General features: G+C 66.4%; 14 protein-coding genes. 5 read left to right on the forward strand and 9 right to left on the reverse strand.

Annotation, left to right across the window (positions count from 1 at the left end):
- Window positions 1–8: 8 nt before the first annotated feature.
- Complete coding sequence (locus QA635_RS01375; protein WP_283066342.1) at window positions 9–593, reverse strand: DUF2239 family protein; 585 nt, start codon at window positions 591–593, stop codon at window positions 9–11.
- Window positions 594–724: 131 nt separating this feature from the next.
- On the opposite strand from QA635_RS01375, the gene QA635_RS01380 reads away from it, so the two are divergent.
- Window positions 725–1,390 carry a glutathione S-transferase family protein gene (locus tag QA635_RS01380; RefSeq protein ID WP_225161880.1) on the forward strand — a complete coding sequence of 222 codons (666 nt, stop codon included), beginning with the start codon at window positions 725–727 and terminating at the stop codon, window positions 1,388–1,390.
- Between the two features lie 8 nt (window positions 1,391–1,398).
- Here QA635_RS01380 and QA635_RS01385 read toward each other — a convergent pair whose 3' ends face one another.
- On the reverse strand, window positions 1,399–1,827 hold the full coding sequence (locus tag QA635_RS01385) for a DUF1330 domain-containing protein (protein ID WP_283066344.1): 429 nt from the start codon (window positions 1,825–1,827) through the stop codon (window positions 1,399–1,401).
- Window positions 1,828–1,929: 102 nt separating this feature from the next.
- On the opposite strand from QA635_RS01385, the gene QA635_RS01390 reads away from it, so the two are divergent.
- Window positions 1,930–2,265: a GIY-YIG nuclease family protein gene (locus tag QA635_RS01390; RefSeq protein WP_283066346.1), complete on the forward strand. Its 336-nt coding sequence runs from the start codon at window positions 1,930–1,932 to the stop codon at window positions 2,263–2,265.
- Between the two features lies 1 nt (window position 2,266).
- Here the strand turns inward: QA635_RS01390 and QA635_RS01395 are convergent, their stop codons facing one another.
- From QA635_RS01395 to ggt, 3 genes are all read right to left on the reverse strand, one after another.
- Window positions 2,267–3,142 carry an SDR family oxidoreductase gene (locus tag QA635_RS01395; RefSeq protein ID WP_028335857.1) on the reverse strand — a complete coding sequence of 292 codons (876 nt, stop codon included), beginning with the start codon at window positions 3,140–3,142 and terminating at the stop codon, window positions 2,267–2,269.
- A 226-nt stretch (window positions 3,143–3,368) separates the two neighbouring features.
- Entirely contained in the window at window positions 3,369–4,667 is a 1,299-nt protein-coding gene (locus tag QA635_RS01400; protein WP_283066349.1) for an MFS transporter, read from the reverse strand.
- Window positions 4,668–4,842: 175 nt separating this feature from the next.
- Window positions 4,843–6,588, reverse strand: coding sequence for a gamma-glutamyltransferase (gene ggt / locus QA635_RS01405; protein WP_283066351.1), 1,746 nt, complete (start codon window positions 6,586–6,588; stop codon window positions 4,843–4,845).
- A 126-nt stretch (window positions 6,589–6,714) separates the two neighbouring features.
- On the opposite strand from ggt, the gene QA635_RS01410 reads away from it, so the two are divergent.
- Window positions 6,715–8,094, forward strand: a complete 1,380-nt coding sequence (locus QA635_RS01410; RefSeq protein WP_283066353.1) for an MFS transporter — start codon at window positions 6,715–6,717, stop codon at window positions 8,092–8,094.
- A gap of 226 nt (window positions 8,095–8,320) precedes the next feature.
- Here the strand turns inward: QA635_RS01410 and purH are convergent, their stop codons facing one another.
- The 3 genes from purH to QA635_RS01425 all read right to left on the reverse strand — a co-directional run bounded on the left by purH (window position 8,321) and on the right by QA635_RS01425 (window position 13,420).
- Window positions 8,321–9,913: a bifunctional phosphoribosylaminoimidazolecarboxamide formyltransferase/IMP cyclohydrolase gene (gene purH / locus QA635_RS01415; RefSeq protein WP_283066355.1), complete on the reverse strand. Its 1,593-nt coding sequence runs from the start codon at window positions 9,911–9,913 to the stop codon at window positions 8,321–8,323.
- 255 nt (window positions 9,914–10,168) lie between these two features.
- Window positions 10,169–11,920 (reverse strand): heparinase II/III family protein, encoded by a 1,752-nt coding sequence (locus QA635_RS01420; RefSeq protein ID WP_283066356.1) that lies wholly within the window; start codon window positions 11,918–11,920, stop codon window positions 10,169–10,171.
- Window positions 11,921–12,073: 153 nt separating this feature from the next.
- Window positions 12,074–13,420 carry an RsmB/NOP family class I SAM-dependent RNA methyltransferase gene (locus tag QA635_RS01425; protein WP_283066358.1) on the reverse strand — a complete coding sequence of 449 codons (1,347 nt, stop codon included), beginning with the start codon at window positions 13,418–13,420 and terminating at the stop codon, window positions 12,074–12,076.
- Window positions 13,421–13,595: 175 nt separating this feature from the next.
- On the opposite strand from QA635_RS01425, the gene QA635_RS01430 reads away from it, so the two are divergent.
- Together QA635_RS01430 and QA635_RS01435 are read left to right on the forward strand one after the other, a co-directional pair.
- Window positions 13,596–13,823: a DUF1674 domain-containing protein gene (locus QA635_RS01430; RefSeq protein ID WP_225164629.1), complete on the forward strand. Its 228-nt coding sequence runs from the start codon at window positions 13,596–13,598 to the stop codon at window positions 13,821–13,823.
- Between the two features lie 150 nt (window positions 13,824–13,973).
- A complete protein-coding gene (locus QA635_RS01435; protein WP_341850413.1) occupies window positions 13,974–14,471 on the forward strand; it encodes a thermonuclease family protein in 498 nt (165 codons plus the stop codon).
- 80 nt (window positions 14,472–14,551) lie between these two features.
- On the opposite strand, the gene QA635_RS01440 is transcribed toward QA635_RS01435, so the two are convergent.
- Window positions 14,552–15,067 (reverse strand): L,D-transpeptidase, encoded by a 516-nt coding sequence (locus QA635_RS01440; RefSeq protein ID WP_168858081.1) that lies wholly within the window; start codon window positions 15,065–15,067, stop codon window positions 14,552–14,554.
- Window positions 15,068–15,143 lie beyond the last annotated feature (76 nt).

The raw sequence follows: 15,143 nt of genomic DNA on the forward strand, positions 1-15,143 counted from the left end.
GAAACCAGTCAGTCCGCTTGATCGCTATAGGCGAGCCGGATCGCGTGATCGCGGATATCGGCCGGCCAGTCCGCGATCAGCGTCGCAAAGCGGCGCCGGTCGTGGGCGAACAGGGCGCGGATCGCATCCTCATAGTTCGGCCGGTTGCCGGCCATCACAGTCATGAAGCGATAGGCGGCGTCCTGCGCGCCGCGCGTGCGATCCTTGTCGCCGCTCGCGCGGCGCGCCTCGTCGACCAGCTTGCGGATCGCAACCGACGCGCCGCCCTTCTGCTGCGCGAGCCAGTCCCAATGCCGTGGCAACAGCGTGATCTCGCGCGCGACGACGCCAAGCTTCGGACGTCCCGGGCCGCGCGGTGCGGTCGGCGCCGGCTCCTCGTCGCGCGCTGGCGCGGGCTGCGGCAGCCGCGCCAGCACGTCGTCGACCGAGCCGCGGAAATCGATATCGACCAGCGCCGAGGTGCGGCCGTTGAACACCAGGATCGCGGCGTCCTTGCGCTGGTCGAGGTGTTGCTTGGCGGCGCGCGCAACCTCCGGGAGGTCGCCGGCCCCGATGCGGTGCTCGCCTTCGAACGCGACATAGGCAGGATTCATGGTAGACCTCTCAGATTGCGCGACATACTGGCCGGATAATTCTTAGCAATCGCGGCGCGTGGATCTCGACTTTCTCGTTTCCCGCTGGCACCAAACGTCGCCCGATTGCGCTGATCTTTCAGAGGATGCCCATGCTGACGGTTCATCACCTCAACAATTCCCGCTCGCAGCGCGTGCTGTGGCTGCTCGAGGAATTGGGCGTGCCCTACGAGATCGTGCGCTACCAGCGGCAGCCTGACATGCGGGCGCCGAAGGAGCTGCGCGCGATCCATCCGCTCGGCAAGTCGCCCGTCGTCACCGACAACGGTCACACGATCGCGGAATCCGGCGCGATCCTCGAATACATCATCGCGACCTGCGGCAACGGGCGCCTGATCCCGCAGGCCGATACGCCGGAGCGGCTGCGCTACACCTATTGGCTGCACTACGCCGAGGGGTCGGCGATGACGCCGCTGCTGCTGAAGCTCCTGTTCACGCTGATGCCGAAGCGCGCGCCGGCGCTGCTGCGGCCCTTGGTGCGCAAGGTTTCCAACACGGCGCTGTCCACGCTGGTCAATCCTCAGCTCAAGCAGCACATGGCCTATTGGGAAGGCGAGCTCGGCAAGAGCGAATGGTTCGCCGGCAGCGAGTTTTCCGGCGCCGACATCCAGATGAGCTTTCCGCTCGAGGCCGCCGCGGCGCGCGGCGGGCTCGAGGACGGCCATCCCAAGTGTGTCGCGTTCCTCGAGCGCATCCACGCCCGCCCGGCCTATGCGCGGGCGCTGGAGAAGGGCGGGCCGTATCAGGTCGGCCGATAAATACGCAGTCATCGCGGCAGCTCGACCAGCGGCAGCAGCCGCGAATCCGCCAGCGCCGCGGTGCGATGTCCGATGCCGGCGCGGTAGGCCTCCGCCACCGCGAAGGCGAGGAACGCGCCACGGCTCTTCTGCCGGATCAGCATCGCGCGATCCCAGCGCTCGCCCTCCGGCCCGATCAGGAACGAGCCGCCCTCACCCATGAACAGGATGTCGCCGCCGCTCTTCCGCAGATGCGGCAGCGTGTGCGCGACATAGCAGTCGTAGGCCTCCGCCCCCGTGATCGGCTGTGGCGGGGCGAGCTCCGGGCTTTGCGAATAGTCGGCGATCGCGCGGAAGCGCAGCAGATTGAGCATCACCAGCTCGCCCGCGATCTCGCGCTGGGCAAAGCCGCGCCCGGCGTTCCAGGTCGGCTCGAGATAGCAGGCGGCGGTGTCCATGTCGGTGTCCCATCGAAGGTTGATGGCACGTTTTACCCGGGCATAATTGCTTTGTCAATAATACCCGGATATAAATAGCCCGACAGAACGACAGGAGTCACCATGAAGACCGAGGACCGCAAGCAAGCCATCGCCGACTACAAGAAACGCGCTGCTGTCGCCGGCGTGTTCGCGATCCGCTGCCGCGCGACCGGCGAGGTCTGGGTCGGGCAGGCGCTCGATCTCGCCAAGATCGAGAACCGCATTTGGTTCACGCTGCGGATGGGCAGTCATCGCAACGCGGAGCTGCAGCGCGCCTGGACAGCCCACGGCGCGGACAATCTCTCACTCGAAACGCTGGAGCGGATCGAGGACGAGGAGCTCGCCTATGTGCGCGACACGCTGCTGAAGGAGCGCGTGCAGCATTGGCGCGCAGAGCTGAATGCGTTCGCGGCGTAGCCTAGTGTGACGGCAGCGGCTGCACGGTGACGCCGGGCGGCGGCACGTCGTCGTCGGGCACGAAGAAGTCCGACATCAGCGGCACCGAGGGATCGACGCGGTAGCGCTCGAAGTCGCGGACGCCATTGGCGTAGAGCACCTTGTCGTCGATGCAGAAATGCCCGGTGAATTCGCGCGACGGCCGGGTGATGATCGCGTAGGCCGCATCGCCCATGATTTCGGGCGTGCGGCTCGCGCGCATCATGGCGTCGCCGCCGAGCAGGTTGCCGACCGCGGCGGTCGCGATCGTGGTGCGCGGCCACAGCGCGTTGACGGCAATGCCGGCCGATTTCAATTCGCCCGCGAGCCCGAGCACGCACATGCTCATGCCGAACTTCGCCATCGTATAGGCGGTCGAGTGCTCGAACCATTTCGTCTTCATGTCGAGCGGCGGCGACAGCATCAGGATGTGCGGATTCTCCGCCTTCTTCAGGTGCGGGATGCAGTATTTCGACACCATGAAGGTGCCGCGGGTGTTAATCCCCATCATCAGGTCGAACCGCTTCATGTCGGTCGCCTGCGAATTGGTCAGGCTGATGGCGCTGGCATTGTTGACGCAGACGTCGATGCCGCCGAATTCGGCGACGGTCTGCTCGATCGCCGCCAGCACCTGGGCTTCGTCCCTGATGTCGCAGAGCACCGGCAGCGCCTTGCCGCCGGCGGCGCGGACCTCGTCGGCGGCGGTGTAGATCGTGCCCTTCAGCTTCGGATGCGGCTCGGCGGTCTTCGCCGCGATCGCGACATTGGCGCCGTCACGCGCGGCGCGCAGCGCGATCGCCAGCCCGATGCCGCGGCTCGCGCCCGAGATGAACAGCGTCTTGCCTTTGAGCGACGTCATGAGAGCCTCCTGTGAGGGACGCACGAGATGATGGCTCCCTCTCCCCTGTGGGAGCCCGAGGCGAGCGAAGCTCGCTCTCGAGGTTGGGGGTGAGGGGTATCTCTCCACACGGCATGCTGCATGGAGAGACCGCAACCCCCCACCCGGATCGCATCTTCAATGCAATCCGGCCTCTCCCACAAGGGGAGAGGCGAAGCGGCGCAAGTCCGACGATCGTTACTCAATCTCAGCCATCCGCATGCAGCACGCGGCCGCGGGTTTCCGGCAGCGCGTAGGCGGCAATGAAGAACACGCCGTAGGCCGCCACTGCGAAGATCGCGATCGCGTTGGCGAGTGTGGTCGTGGTCGACAGCGCGCCGACCAGGAACGGGAACAGCGCGCCGATGCCGCGGCCGAAATTGTAGCAGAAGCCCTGGCCGGAGCCACGCAACCGGGTCGGATACAGTTCGGTCAGGAACGCGCCCATGCCGGAGAAATAGCCCGAGGCAAAGAAGCCGAGCGGGAAGCCCAGCACCCACAGCACCTCGTTGGACAGCGGTAGCTGGGTGTAGAGCAGCACCACCGCGATGGCGCCGATCGAGAAGATCAGGAACAGGTTGCGCCGGCCAATCCGGTCGGCGAGCCAGGCGCCAACCAGATACCCGATGAAGGAGCCGATGATCAGCGTCGCGAGATAACCGGTCGAGCCGACCACCGAAAGCTTGCGCTCGGTGGTGAGGAAGCGCGGCACCCAGAAGGTGATGGCGTAATAGCCGCCCTGCATGCCGGTACCGACCAGGGAGGCCAGCAGCGTGGTCTTCAGGATCGGTCCGTGGAAGATCTCCCACAACGCGGCGGGGCCGCTGCCGGAGGCCTGCGCCTGCGCCATGGTCGCAGCGGAGATTTCCGGCTCGGTGACGTAGCGGCGCAGGTAGAACACGAGCAGCGCCGGCAGCGCGCCGATCACGAACATCCAGCGCCAGGCGTTCTCCGCCGGCAGCACCGAGAACAGGATCGCCTGCGCCAGCACCGCGAGGCCCCAGCCGACCGCCCAGCCCGACTGCACCGAGCCGACCGCGCGTCCGCGATATTGCGGCCGGATCGCCTCGCCGATCAGCACCGCGCCGGCCGCCCATTCCCCGCCGAAGCCGAGGCCGAGCAGCGCGCGGGCGATCAGCAGTTGATCGAAATTCTGCACGACGGCGCAGACCAGCGAGAAGAACGAGAACCAGATGATGGTGAGTTGCAGTGTCTTCACCCGTCCGATGCGGTCGGACAGATAGCCGCCGAGCCAGCCGCCGACGGCCGAGGCCAGCAGCGTCACCGTCCCCGCGAGACCGGCGGTGCCGGGGTCGACCTTCCAGAGCGTGATGATGGTGCCGATGACAAGCGGATAGATCATGAAATCCATGCCGTCGAGCGTCCAGCCCGACGCGCAGGCCCAGAACGTGCGCCGCTCCTGCAGGTTCATGTCGCGATAGAAGGCGAGGAGGCTGGTATCCTCGATCTCTGCGACTTCCATCGATTTGGATTCGGCCGTGCTCATGCGCGTTCCCCGGAGAAATCTTTCACCGGCTGTTTGCGATCCGCGGCCGGAGGTGCGCGGACCGCCAATCTATCGCGATGTTGCAGGCGGGGCAAAGCCGCGTTTGCCACTTCTAGGTCTTTAGTTTGAGCATGATCTTTTCGGAAAACCGCTACGCACTTTTCCGGATCAAGCTCTAGTATCCCGCGGCCTCCGAGCCGCGCGTGCGCGGATCCGGCGCGCCGAGCAGACCGCTGGTCGTGACGAGGATCGAGTTCGCGGAGGAGTAGCCGAGCGGCTCGACCAGTTTGTGGCCCTTGGCGCGCAGATCGCCCAGCACCGCGTCGGGAAAACCGCGCTCGATCCGGACCTCGTCGGGCAGCCATTGATGGTGCATGCGGGGCGCGGCGACCGCGGCCGCGATGTCCATCTTGTAGTCGATCACGTCCACGATGATCTGCGTGACCGCGGAGATGATGCGGCTGCCGCCGGGCGAGCCCGTCACCAGCACCGGCTTGCCGTCCTTCAGCACGATGGTCGGCGACATCGACGACAGCGGGCGCTTGCCGGGCCCCGGCAGATTGGCCTCGAAGCCGACCAGGCCGAAGGCGTTGGAGGCGCCGGGCGCGGCGGTGAAATCGTCGAGCTCGTTGTTGAGCAGCACGCCGGTGCCGTCGGCGACGAGGCCGACGCCGTAGGGAAAGTTCAGCGTGTAGGTGTTGCTGACGGCATTGCCGCCGGCATCGACGACCGAATAATGCGTGGTGTTGTCGCCCTCGTGCGGTTGCTTGGCGTTGCGCACATCGGTCCAGGGCGTGGCGCGGGCAAGATCGATGGTCGCGCGCTGTTTGGCGGCATAGTCCTTGTCGATCAGCAATTGCGTCGGCGCGTCGACGAAGGCGGGATCGCCGAGATAGCGCGCGCGATCGGCATAAGCCCGTTTCATCGCCTCGATCATCACATGCAGCGAGGCGGCTGAGCCCTGCTTCATGTCGGACATCGGAAAGCCTTCGAGGATGTTGAGGATCTCCAGCAGCACGACGCCGCCGGAGGAGGGCTGCGGCATCGAGACGATGTCGTAGCCGCGATAGCTGCCGCGGATCGGCGTGCGGATCACCGGCTGGTAGGATTTCAGATCCTCGAGCGTGAAGATGCCGCCGGCGTTCTTGATGCCGCCGACGAGCTTCTCGGCGACGGCGCCTTGATAGAAGCCGCGCGGGCCTTGTTCGGCTATCGCGGTCAGTACGCCAGCTAGATCGCCCTGGATCAGGCGGTCGCCCTCGCGCAGCGGCGCGCCGTCGGCGTGCGAGAACGTCTTGGCCGAGTTCGGCCAGCGCGACATGCGGCGATACATGTCATTCAGCGTGTCCGATGTGTCGTCGGTGACGATGAAGCCGTCGCGCGCGAGATCGATCGCGGGCTTGAGGATCTGCGCCAGCGTGAACTTGCCGGAGCCATATTTCTCCAGCGCCAGCGCGAGGCCCGCGACCGTGCCGGGCACGCCGATCGCGAGCGCGGAGTTGCGCGACTTGTCGGGATCGGGCTTGCCGTCGGCGTTCAGGAACATGTCGCGGGTAGCGGCCTGCGGCGCAGTCTCGCGATAGTCGATCGCGACATCCTCATTACGCCCGGCAAGATGGATCACCATGAAACCGCCGCCGCCGAAATTGCCGGCGCGCGGATAGGTCACTGCCATCGCAAAGCCGGTGGCGACCGCGGCGTCGACCGCATTGCCGCCCTGTCGCAGGATGTCGGCGCCAATTTGCGCAGCCAGCTTCTCCTGCGCCACCACCATGCCGTTTTCGGCGCGAATGCTGCGAATCGTGTCTGCGGCTGAAGGTTCATAGAAGCGGCGCTGGACCTGGCCGAGGGCAGGCGTCGCGATACCAATCACCAGGAGAGCGGCAAACAGCCGTCGCGACATCGTTGCCGTCAGCGCCATCGAAATGTCCTGCCCTGTTCATCGCCGTATCTGTCAAACCGGCCCATGCTATATGGGAGCGGATTGGAGCGGCAAAAGCCTGCCTGTGGTTCGAGTTGGGGAATATCTTTCGCGATGACGGCAACAATGCAGACGGACGCCGGTGACGCGAAGGCCACCACCAAGGTTTATCCTGGCCGCGCCGCCGTCATCAGCTGGATCTTCTTCGACTGGGCTGCGCAGCCTTATTTCACGCTGATCACGACCTTCGTGTTCGCGCCATATTTCGCGAGCTTCGTCGCGCCTGATGCCGCGAGCGGCCAGGCGCTGTGGGGCTTTGCCACCGCGGCGGCCGGACTTGCGATCGCGCTGCTGTCCCCGGTGTTAGGTGCGATCGCCGATGCCAGCGGCCGGCGCAAGCCGTGGATCGCGGGCTTCGGCGCGCTGCTCGTGATCGGCGCCAGCGCGATGTGGATCGGTAAGCCCGGTAATCCCGATATCATCCCTATGCTGCTGCTCGCCTATGCGATTGCGAGCGTCGGCGTCGAGTTCGCGACCGTGTTCAACAATGCGATGATGCCGACCCTGGTGCCGCCCGACAGGATCGGGCGGCTGTCGGGCACCGGCTGGGCCACCGGCTATGTCGGGGGCATCCTGAGTCTTGTTCTCGTGCTCGGTTTCCTCGCCGCCAATGCGGAGACCGGCCGCACGCTGTTCGGCTTCACGCCGCTGTTCGGTCTCGATCCCGCCATGCATGAAGGCGACCGCATCACCGGGCCGCTGACCGGGCTGTGGTTCATCATCTTCGTGACGCCGATGTTCCTGTTCACGCCGGACTATCCGGCGAAGCGCCCGATGCGCGCGGCGCTCGGCGAAGGCCTGCGCGAGCTCAGGGAATCGTTGTCGAGCCTGCCGAAGCAGAAGTCACTGGCGCGGTTTCTGCTTGCGAACATGATCTACACCGACGGGCTGGTCTCGCTGTTCGCGTTCGGCGGCATCTATGCCGCCGGCACGTTCGGCTGGGACACGATCCGGATCGGCACCTTCGGCATTATTCTCGCTGTGGCCGGCACGTTCGGCGGCTGGATCGGCGGCAAGCTCGACGATGCGTTCGGGCCGAAGCGCGTGATCACCGGCAGCCTCGTGATCCTGCTGTTCGCGATCGTCGTGATCCTCACCGTGAACAAGGATTCCGTCCTGTTCATCCAGGTCGCGCCGCCGGTGCCTGGCGGTCTGTTGTTCGCGGGCGCCGCCGAGCGCGCCTATATCGTGCTGGGCTGCCTGATCGGCGCTACCGGCGCGCCGCTGCAGGCCGCCTCGCGCTCGCTGCTCATCCGCCTCGCGCCGAAGGATCGCATCGCGCAGTATTTTGGCTTGTTCGCGCTCACCGGCAAGGTGACGTCGTTCATCGGCCCGCTCCTGATCGGCGCGATCACCGCGGCGACCGCAAGCCAGAAGGCCGGCATGGCGGTGCTGGTGGCGTTCTTCGTAGCGGGGCTGGCGCTATTGGCGAAGGTGCGGGAATGATCACCGCCGTCGTCCCGGCGAAGGCCGGGACCCATACCGCGTGATCCATCGAAGGCGCGCTGGGGCTAGTTGTCCCTCACCAAGCAACATCGGTGGTTATGGGTCCCTGCTTTCGCAGGGACGACAGCTTCGTAGCCCGGATGGAGCGGAGCGCAATCCGGGGTCTTTGATCCGCGGAGCGACCGTCCCGGATTTCGCTACGCTCCATCCGGGCTACAGATCGTACTCAATGCCGGAAATGCCGCACGCCGGTGAACACCATGGCGATGCCGTGCTCGTCGGCGGCCTTGATCACCTCGTCGTCGCGCATCGAGCCGCCGGGCTGGATCACCGCGGTGGCGCCGGCCTCGATGCAGGCGAGCATGCCGTCGGCGAACGGGAAGAAGGCGTCGGAGGCGACCACCGAACCCTTGGTCAGGGGCTCGGCGAGCTTCAGCTCGGCCGCCGCGTCCAGCGCCTTGCGCGCGGCGATCCGTGCCGAATCGACCCGGCTCATCTGGCCGGCGCCGATGCCGACGGTCGCGAGGTCCTTGGCGTAGATGATGGTGTTCGACTTCACGTGCTTGGCGACGCGGAACGCGAATTTGAGATCGCGCAACTCGGCGTCGGTCGGCGCGCGCTTGGTCGCGACCTTCAGGTTCATGTCCTCGACGACGGCATTGTCGCGGCTCTGCACCAAGAGGCCGCCGGCGACGGTCTTGGCGGTGAGGCCGACCGCGCGCGCGTTCGGCAGGCCGCCGGCGAGCAGCAGGCGCAGATTGCGCCGGCCGGCGATGATCGAGATCGCCTCCTCGGTTGCGTCGGGCGCGATGATCACCTCGGTGAAGATGCCGATGATGGCGCGCGCGGCGTCCGCATCGAGCGTGCGATTGACCGCGATGATGCCGCCATAGGCCGACGTAGAATCGCAGGCCAGCGCGCGGGCATAGGCGGTGGCGAGATCGGGTCCCTCCGCAACGCCGCACGGATTGGCGTGCTTGACGATGACGCAGGCCGCGGTGCGCTGCGGATCGAACTCGCCGACGCATTCATAGGCCGCGTCGGTGTCGTTGATGTTGTTGTAGGACAGTTCCTTGCCCTGCAGCTGGCGTGCGGTCGCAACGCCCGGCCGCTTCTCCGGCGTGGCATAGAACGCTGCGGTCTGGTGCGGGTTCTCGCCATAGCGCAGCGACTGGATCAGCTTGCCGCCGAAGGCGCGGAAATCCGGCGCCTTGGTGTCGAGCTGCACGGCAAACCAGTTCGAGATCGCGGCGTCATAGGCTGCCGTGCGCGCATAGGCCTTGGCGGCGAGCCGCCGGCGCAACTGAAGCGAGGTCGCGCCCTTGTGCGCGGCGAGCTCGTCGAGCACGGCAGAATAGTCGTTCGCCTCGACCACCACGGCGACGTCGTCATGGTTCTTGGCCGCGGCGCGAATCATCGCGGGACCGCCGATGTCGATGTTCTCGATGCACTCCTCGAAGCCGGCGCCTTTGTCGACGGTGGCCTCGAACGGATAGAGGTTGACGACCAAAAGATCGATCGGCGCGATGCCGTGCGAGGCCATCGCCGCGGCGTGTTCCTTGTTGTCGCGGATCGCGAGCAGGCCGCCATGCACCTTCGGGTGCAGCGTCTTGACCCGGCCATCCATCATCTCCGGAAAACCGGTGAGCTCGGAGACGTCCTTGACCTTCAGCCCCGCCGCCGCGATCGCCTTGGCGGTACCGCCGGTCGAGACCAACTCGACGCCATGGTCGGCCAGCGCCTTGGCGAAATCGATCAGTCCGGTCTTGTCGGAAACGGACAACAGAGCGCGGGTCACGCGGCGAAGCTGCTCGGTCATATCGGAAAATCCCTGGCTGTTAAGGCAGCCGGGTAGCATGGTTTTGTGCGGTACGAAACCGGTCTCCGAGGCCGATTCCCCTGAAATTCCGGATGGATTGGGTTGAAATCCTGTCTCCCCGTCATCCTGAGGCGCGAGCGGAGCGAGCCTCGAAGGATGCACGGCCCGGCTGGTGGCCGTCGACCCTTCGAGACGCCGCTTCGCGGCTCCTCAGGGTGACGGGTCTAGGGTCAGTCGCGTTGCCGATACCCTGACCTACAGCGGCAGTTCCGGCTCGCGGCGGGCGTTGCGGCGCGCGTTGGTGGCGGAGGCCGAGGTCGAGGAGCGCACGAAGCTCCAGCGGATGGTGCCGGCCTGCCTCGCGTCCTGCCGGATCACGATCTGGGAGGTGCGGCGCGGGCCGTCATTGCCGGCCAGGAACACGCTGTCCTCGAGATCGACCTTGTCGTCCATCGCCTCGAAGGTCCAGACGTCGCGGTTGGGCAGCACCAGCATCACGCCGCGGGCATCCGACAGCCGGCTCGCCTTCACCGAGGGATGCAAATGGAAGCGCAGCGCGAAATCGGCCTCGCTGCCCTTGATGCGGCCGCCCGGCGCCGGCGACAGGGAGTCCTCGCCCTCCAGCCGCGTGCCGTCCTGCGAGACCATCAGCACGCGGCGGTGGATCACGCCGAAGCGCGAGAGATAGCCGTCCTGCGAGGCGGTCAGCACGTCGCCGTCGGGAACGGCTTCGCGGTAGCTCTCGACATTGCTGGGCCCGCTGGTGATCGGCGCGCCGCGCAGCAGTCGCTTCATCGCCGACAGCTCGACGAACTGGCATGACGACGTATCGCGATAGGTCAGCGTCGAATGCGCCGCGGTGGAGCGCGCGAACGGCCGCCAATTGTCGCGGCCAGTGCTCGGCATGCCGCAATTGACGACGATGCGGCTCACCCCGGAGGACAGCTCGAACGACAGGCAGCCGGCATGCGCGTCCTGGCTGACGCTTGCCGGCGGCGGCGGGCCGGTATCGATGATCAGGGCGGTGTTGCCGGCATCGAGCCGCTGGAAGCCGGTATGCGGCATGCTCGCCATCGGCACGCCGCGGGTGTCGTCATAGGCGAGCAGCGTCGCGACGAGATCCGACGGCGCGGTGCTCATGCCGTTGAACAGCGCGAAGCTGCCGTCGCCGTGCCGGAAGAAGCGCAGCATCGGCATCATGCGGTCGATGGCGTTGAGCAGCGCCGGCGGCGGCGCGATATTCCGTGCGGCAAAGGTCTGCCGCAGCGGCAGGAGATCGCTGAGCAGCTCGACCAGCGCGCCGGGATTGCGCGAGATGTGGCCGCCATCGGGCAGGATCTGGCGCTGCAATTCGTCGGACAGCTTGCGCGTCGCCGCTTTGATGTTGCGCGCCTGGTTGGCGAGACAGAGCGAGGCGTAGCACAGCGCGATCAAGACCTGCAGGCGCGGAACGCCGTCATTGTCGAGCGTCGCGTGGCGCAGATAGCGGATCTCGCGCGCCAGCCCGCGCAGATATTTGCGGTAGAATTTTCCGTCGGTGTCGCCGAGCACCAATGGAGCCTGCGACAACAGCGAGATCACCCGCCGCGCGCGCACATCGGCGCGGCGCTCCAGCGGCCGCTTGCGGGCCTGGTTGGAGATCCAGTCGTCGACCAGCGAACGGGCGTTGGCGCGGGTCAGCGCGGTGTCGGCGGCGCGCAGGTGGCGCAGCCAGCCGAAGCCGAGCAGGGCGGCTTCCCAATCCTCCGACGGCGGTTCGAGATCGAAGATCGAGCGGCCGTGGCAGGTGACGATCTTGCCGGCGAAGACGAATCGTCCGGCATAGATCTCGGCCGCGCGGGTGGCGTCGGCGGTCCGCAGATCGTGCGGGGCGATGACCAGCCGGTCGGTGCGGCCGGGCCAGAGCCGCGACAGCGCAACCGTGCTCCCGCTGGCGCGTGCGAGCATGCTGCGGGCAAAGCGGCCAGCAATCAGCGTCGAGATGCGTCTGCTTTGAGCGACCGACACGCCTAACCTTGCGGGGAGGGAATTTTCAACGAATCCTTATTTAATCCGGAACCGCGGCCAAGACACCTGCCAAGACACCTGCCAAGACACCTGCCCAGGCACCCTCTTGATACCGCACGAATCACTTCGAGCTTAGAGGACTGAAGTTTAAAATCAGGATTTAACCAGCCGGGCGGCGTAAAAGCCATCCAGCCCGCCCAGCCGCGGGTCGGCGTTGGGCAAATGGCTTGGCAAAGTGCGCAGATCGCCGTCGGCGGTGATGATGTCGTCGAGGCCGGCGACCTCGCTCTTCTCGACCGGCGCACGGCGCAGGCCTGATTCGCTCGCCAGCAGCGCGGCGATCGCATGCTCGCCTTCCTCCGGCTCCAGCGAGCAGGTGCAGTAGACCAGCGTGCCGCCGGGCTTCAGCAGATTGGCGGCTTTTTGCAACAGCCGCTTCTGCAGCGCCGACAGCGCGGCGATGTCGCCTTCCTGCCGCAGCCAGGCGACGTCGGGATGGCGGCGGATGGTTCCCGTCGAGCTGCAGGGCGCATCGACCAGGATACCGTCGAAGCTTGCGGCCTCGGCGGGCCATTCGGCGGCGTCGGCGACAACGGTCTCGGCCTGCAACGCCAGACGCGTGAGATTGTCGCGCAGCCGCGCGACGCGCGCCGGCGAGCGGTCGACCGCGGTGACGTGCGCGCCGGCCAGCGCGAGCTGGGCGGTCTTGCCGCCGGGCGCGGCGCAGAGATCCGCGACCGCCTTGTCCTTGATGTCGCCGAACAGCCGCACCGGCAGCGCGGCGGCGGCGTCCTGCACCCACCACTGGCCTTCGGCAAAGCCGGGCAGCATCGTGACGGAACCCTGCAGCAGCGTGCGCACGGTTCCCGTCGGCAGCGTCTCGCCGTGCAGGCGGGTCGCCCATTGCGCCGCGTCCGACTTCACCGTCAGATCGAGCGACGGCTCGTGGCCGAGCGCAAGCGCCATGTCGCGCGCGGTGGCTTCGCCGTAATGCGCGTTCCAGCGCGCCAGCATCCATGGCGGCAGGTCCAGCGTCTGCATGCTGATCTCGTCGATCAGGCCCTGGCCCTCGCGTGCACAGCGGCGCAGCACGGCGTTGACGAGCCCGGCATATTTCGCGGCGCGCCGGTCGGACTGCACCAGCCGTACCGAGAGATCGACCGCGGCGTGGTCGGGCACGTCCATCCAGAGAATCTGTGCGGCGCCGATCAGGAGCGCGCTCTGCGCGCGCGGCGCATCGGTCGGGATGCCGCGATCGAGCAGGCGCGACAGCAGATGGCCGAGCGTGCCGAGCTTGCGCAAGATGGTCGACACCAGCCGGCGCATCAGCGCGCGGTCGCGATCGGCGAGCGATTTCAGGCCGGGATGCGCGCCGGCGCCGTCGAGCTGGTCGTCGAGCGTGCGGTGCTTGTGCAGCACGCCATCGAGGATGTCGGCCGCGATGCGGCGTGCCGCGAGACCGGGGACTTCGGCAGGTACTGCAAATCTTGAAGGAGGCATGAAGCGGAGATATCTCGAAGGTGCTGAGTTACATTCGGCTCATGCCCATCAACTCCATACCACCTCTGGCATGCGAATATGCCAAATGTAAGAATCACCTTGTGGGATTTCGTGATCGTGATGTCGTCACTGAGCCAGCACAGAGATACGGAATCCGCAGGCAGAAAGTTTTGCCATGTCTGATAAATCGCCATCGTCATCGCCGCCGGAGGCCGCGCCGCGCAAGCCGCTGACGCCAGCCGCGCAACGCGCGCTCGCCGAGGCCGCGGCGCGGCGCAAGGCCGCCGAGGAGGCAGCCGCGCAGAACGCGGCCGCGCGGCCGAAGGAGTTCCAGGGTCCGAAGGGGCCGGAACCGACGCGTTATGGCGATTGGGAGACCAAGGGCATCGCCTCGGACTTCTGAGAGCCTTGTGAGAGTCTTGCCTGACGGCTCGACTCAGGCCAGTCTGGGAAAATGTCCCCATACGAAAGAATAAATGCTTATCGTGGGACGGGACGTCCGCCCTTCCGAAGATCACCTTGGGGCCGCCGCGTCTCGGCGGCGCTGCCATGGGTGTTCGTGCTCGGCATTGCCGTCGGCAGCACGCTGCCGATCCGGCAATGGGTGCATCTGCCGCCGCATTGGTCGCTGAGCAGGTCTCGCGACACCGACGTGATCTGGCAGCGGGCCGGCGCGCCCGACACCAGGCACAACGTTGATGTGATCAGGACGATCGACGGCGACACGTTCGAGGCGCGGGTGCATTTCTCGCCGGGCCCGGATCTGTACACGCGAGTCCGGCTGCGCGGCATCGACGCGCCGGAGCTGAAGGCATCCTGCGCGCGCGAACTGCAAATGGCGCAAGCGGCGACGGTGGCGCTGCGCGACCTGCTCGGCCAGGGCGACGTCGCGATCTACAATGTCGGTCCCGACAAATATCAGGGCCGTGTCGTCGCCGACGTCGCGACCAGGAAGACCGACAACGTCTCGGCCGCGCTGCTCGCCGCCGGCCATGTCCGCGCCTACAACGGCGGCTACCGGTTCGGCTGGTGCGGATATTTCGCGCGCTAGGCGACAGCGTCAAACCGGACTGGGCAAACAAAAGCCGCGCAGTTGCGCGGCTTTTCTATCGGCGAAGCGTTCTGCCTGGATCAGCGGGTGACGACGACCGTCGTGCCGATCTCGACGCGCGAATAGAGGTCGGTGATGTCGGTGTTGAGCATGCGGATGCAGCCGTAGGAGACGAAACCGCCGACCGAGCCCGGCACGTTGGTGCCGTGGATCGCGTATTCGCCGCCGGCCAGCGTCATCGCAGCGACGCCCATCGGGTTATGCGGCGAGCCGCCGGCGATCACGTTCGGGATGCTGGGCTTGTCGCGCTTGACCTCGGCGGGCGGCGACCATGCCGGGTTGCGATATTTGCCGTCGATCTTCGTGGTGCCGGCCCACTGTTTGCCGGACTTGCCGACACCGACCGGGTAACGCATCGCGTGGCCGGAATCGAGAATGAGGTAGAGCCGCCGTTCGTTGGTCTTCACTACGATGGTGCCTGGCTCATAGTTGTCGGCGTGTATTCCCACCATTTCCGGCCGGGCTTCGGCCGCCTGCGACATCAAAGCAACCGCACCAAGGGTGGCAGCCAGCGCCACCGCAAACTTCCTCGACATCAACCTCTCCACTTCCCAACAGCTCCCGCAAGGAAGCCAAAAACGAAAATGCAGAGCCCTTGAAAAACCGGGCCTG

The sequence above is a fragment of the Bradyrhizobium brasilense genome, assembly GCF_029714345.1.
In the GTDB taxonomy this organism is placed as follows: Bacteria; Pseudomonadota; Alphaproteobacteria; order Rhizobiales; family Xanthobacteraceae; genus Bradyrhizobium; species Bradyrhizobium australafricanum.

What these genes read in the sequence shown, in the direction of transcription:
- QA635_RS01375 (WP_283066342.1), bottom strand. Translation starts at nt 593, where the DNA reads ATGAATCCTGCCTATGTCGCGTTCGAAGGCGAGCACCGCATCGGGGCC.
- QA635_RS01380 (WP_225161880.1), top strand. Translation starts at nt 725, where the DNA reads ATGCTGACGGTTCATCACCTCAACAATTCCCGCTCGCAGCGCGTGCTG.
- QA635_RS01385 (WP_283066344.1), bottom strand. Translation starts at nt 1,827, where the DNA reads ATGGACACCGCCGCCTGCTATCTCGAGCCGACCTGGAACGCCGGGCGC.
- QA635_RS01390 (WP_283066346.1), top strand. Translation starts at nt 1,930, where the DNA reads ATGAAGACCGAGGACCGCAAGCAAGCCATCGCCGACTACAAGAAACGC.
- QA635_RS01395 (WP_028335857.1), bottom strand. Translation starts at nt 3,142, where the DNA reads ATGACGTCGCTCAAAGGCAAGACGCTGTTCATCTCGGGCGCGAGCCGC.
- QA635_RS01400 (WP_283066349.1), bottom strand. Translation starts at nt 4,667, where the DNA reads ATGAGCACGGCCGAATCCAAATCGATGGAAGTCGCAGAGATCGAGGAT.
- ggt (WP_283066351.1), bottom strand. Translation starts at nt 6,588, where the DNA reads ATGGCGCTGACGGCAACGATGTCGCGACGGCTGTTTGCCGCTCTCCTG.
- QA635_RS01410 (WP_283066353.1), top strand. Translation starts at nt 6,715, where the DNA reads ATGCAGACGGACGCCGGTGACGCGAAGGCCACCACCAAGGTTTATCCT.
- purH (WP_283066355.1), bottom strand. Translation starts at nt 9,913, where the DNA reads ATGACCGAGCAGCTTCGCCGCGTGACCCGCGCTCTGTTGTCCGTTTCC.
- QA635_RS01425 (WP_283066358.1), bottom strand. Translation starts at nt 13,420, where the DNA reads ATGCCTCCTTCAAGATTTGCAGTACCTGCCGAAGTCCCCGGTCTCGCG.
- QA635_RS01430 (WP_225164629.1), top strand. Translation starts at nt 13,596, where the DNA reads ATGTCTGATAAATCGCCATCGTCATCGCCGCCGGAGGCCGCGCCGCGC.
- QA635_RS01440 (WP_168858081.1), bottom strand. Translation starts at nt 15,067, where the DNA reads ATGTCGAGGAAGTTTGCGGTGGCGCTGGCTGCCACCCTTGGTGCGGTT.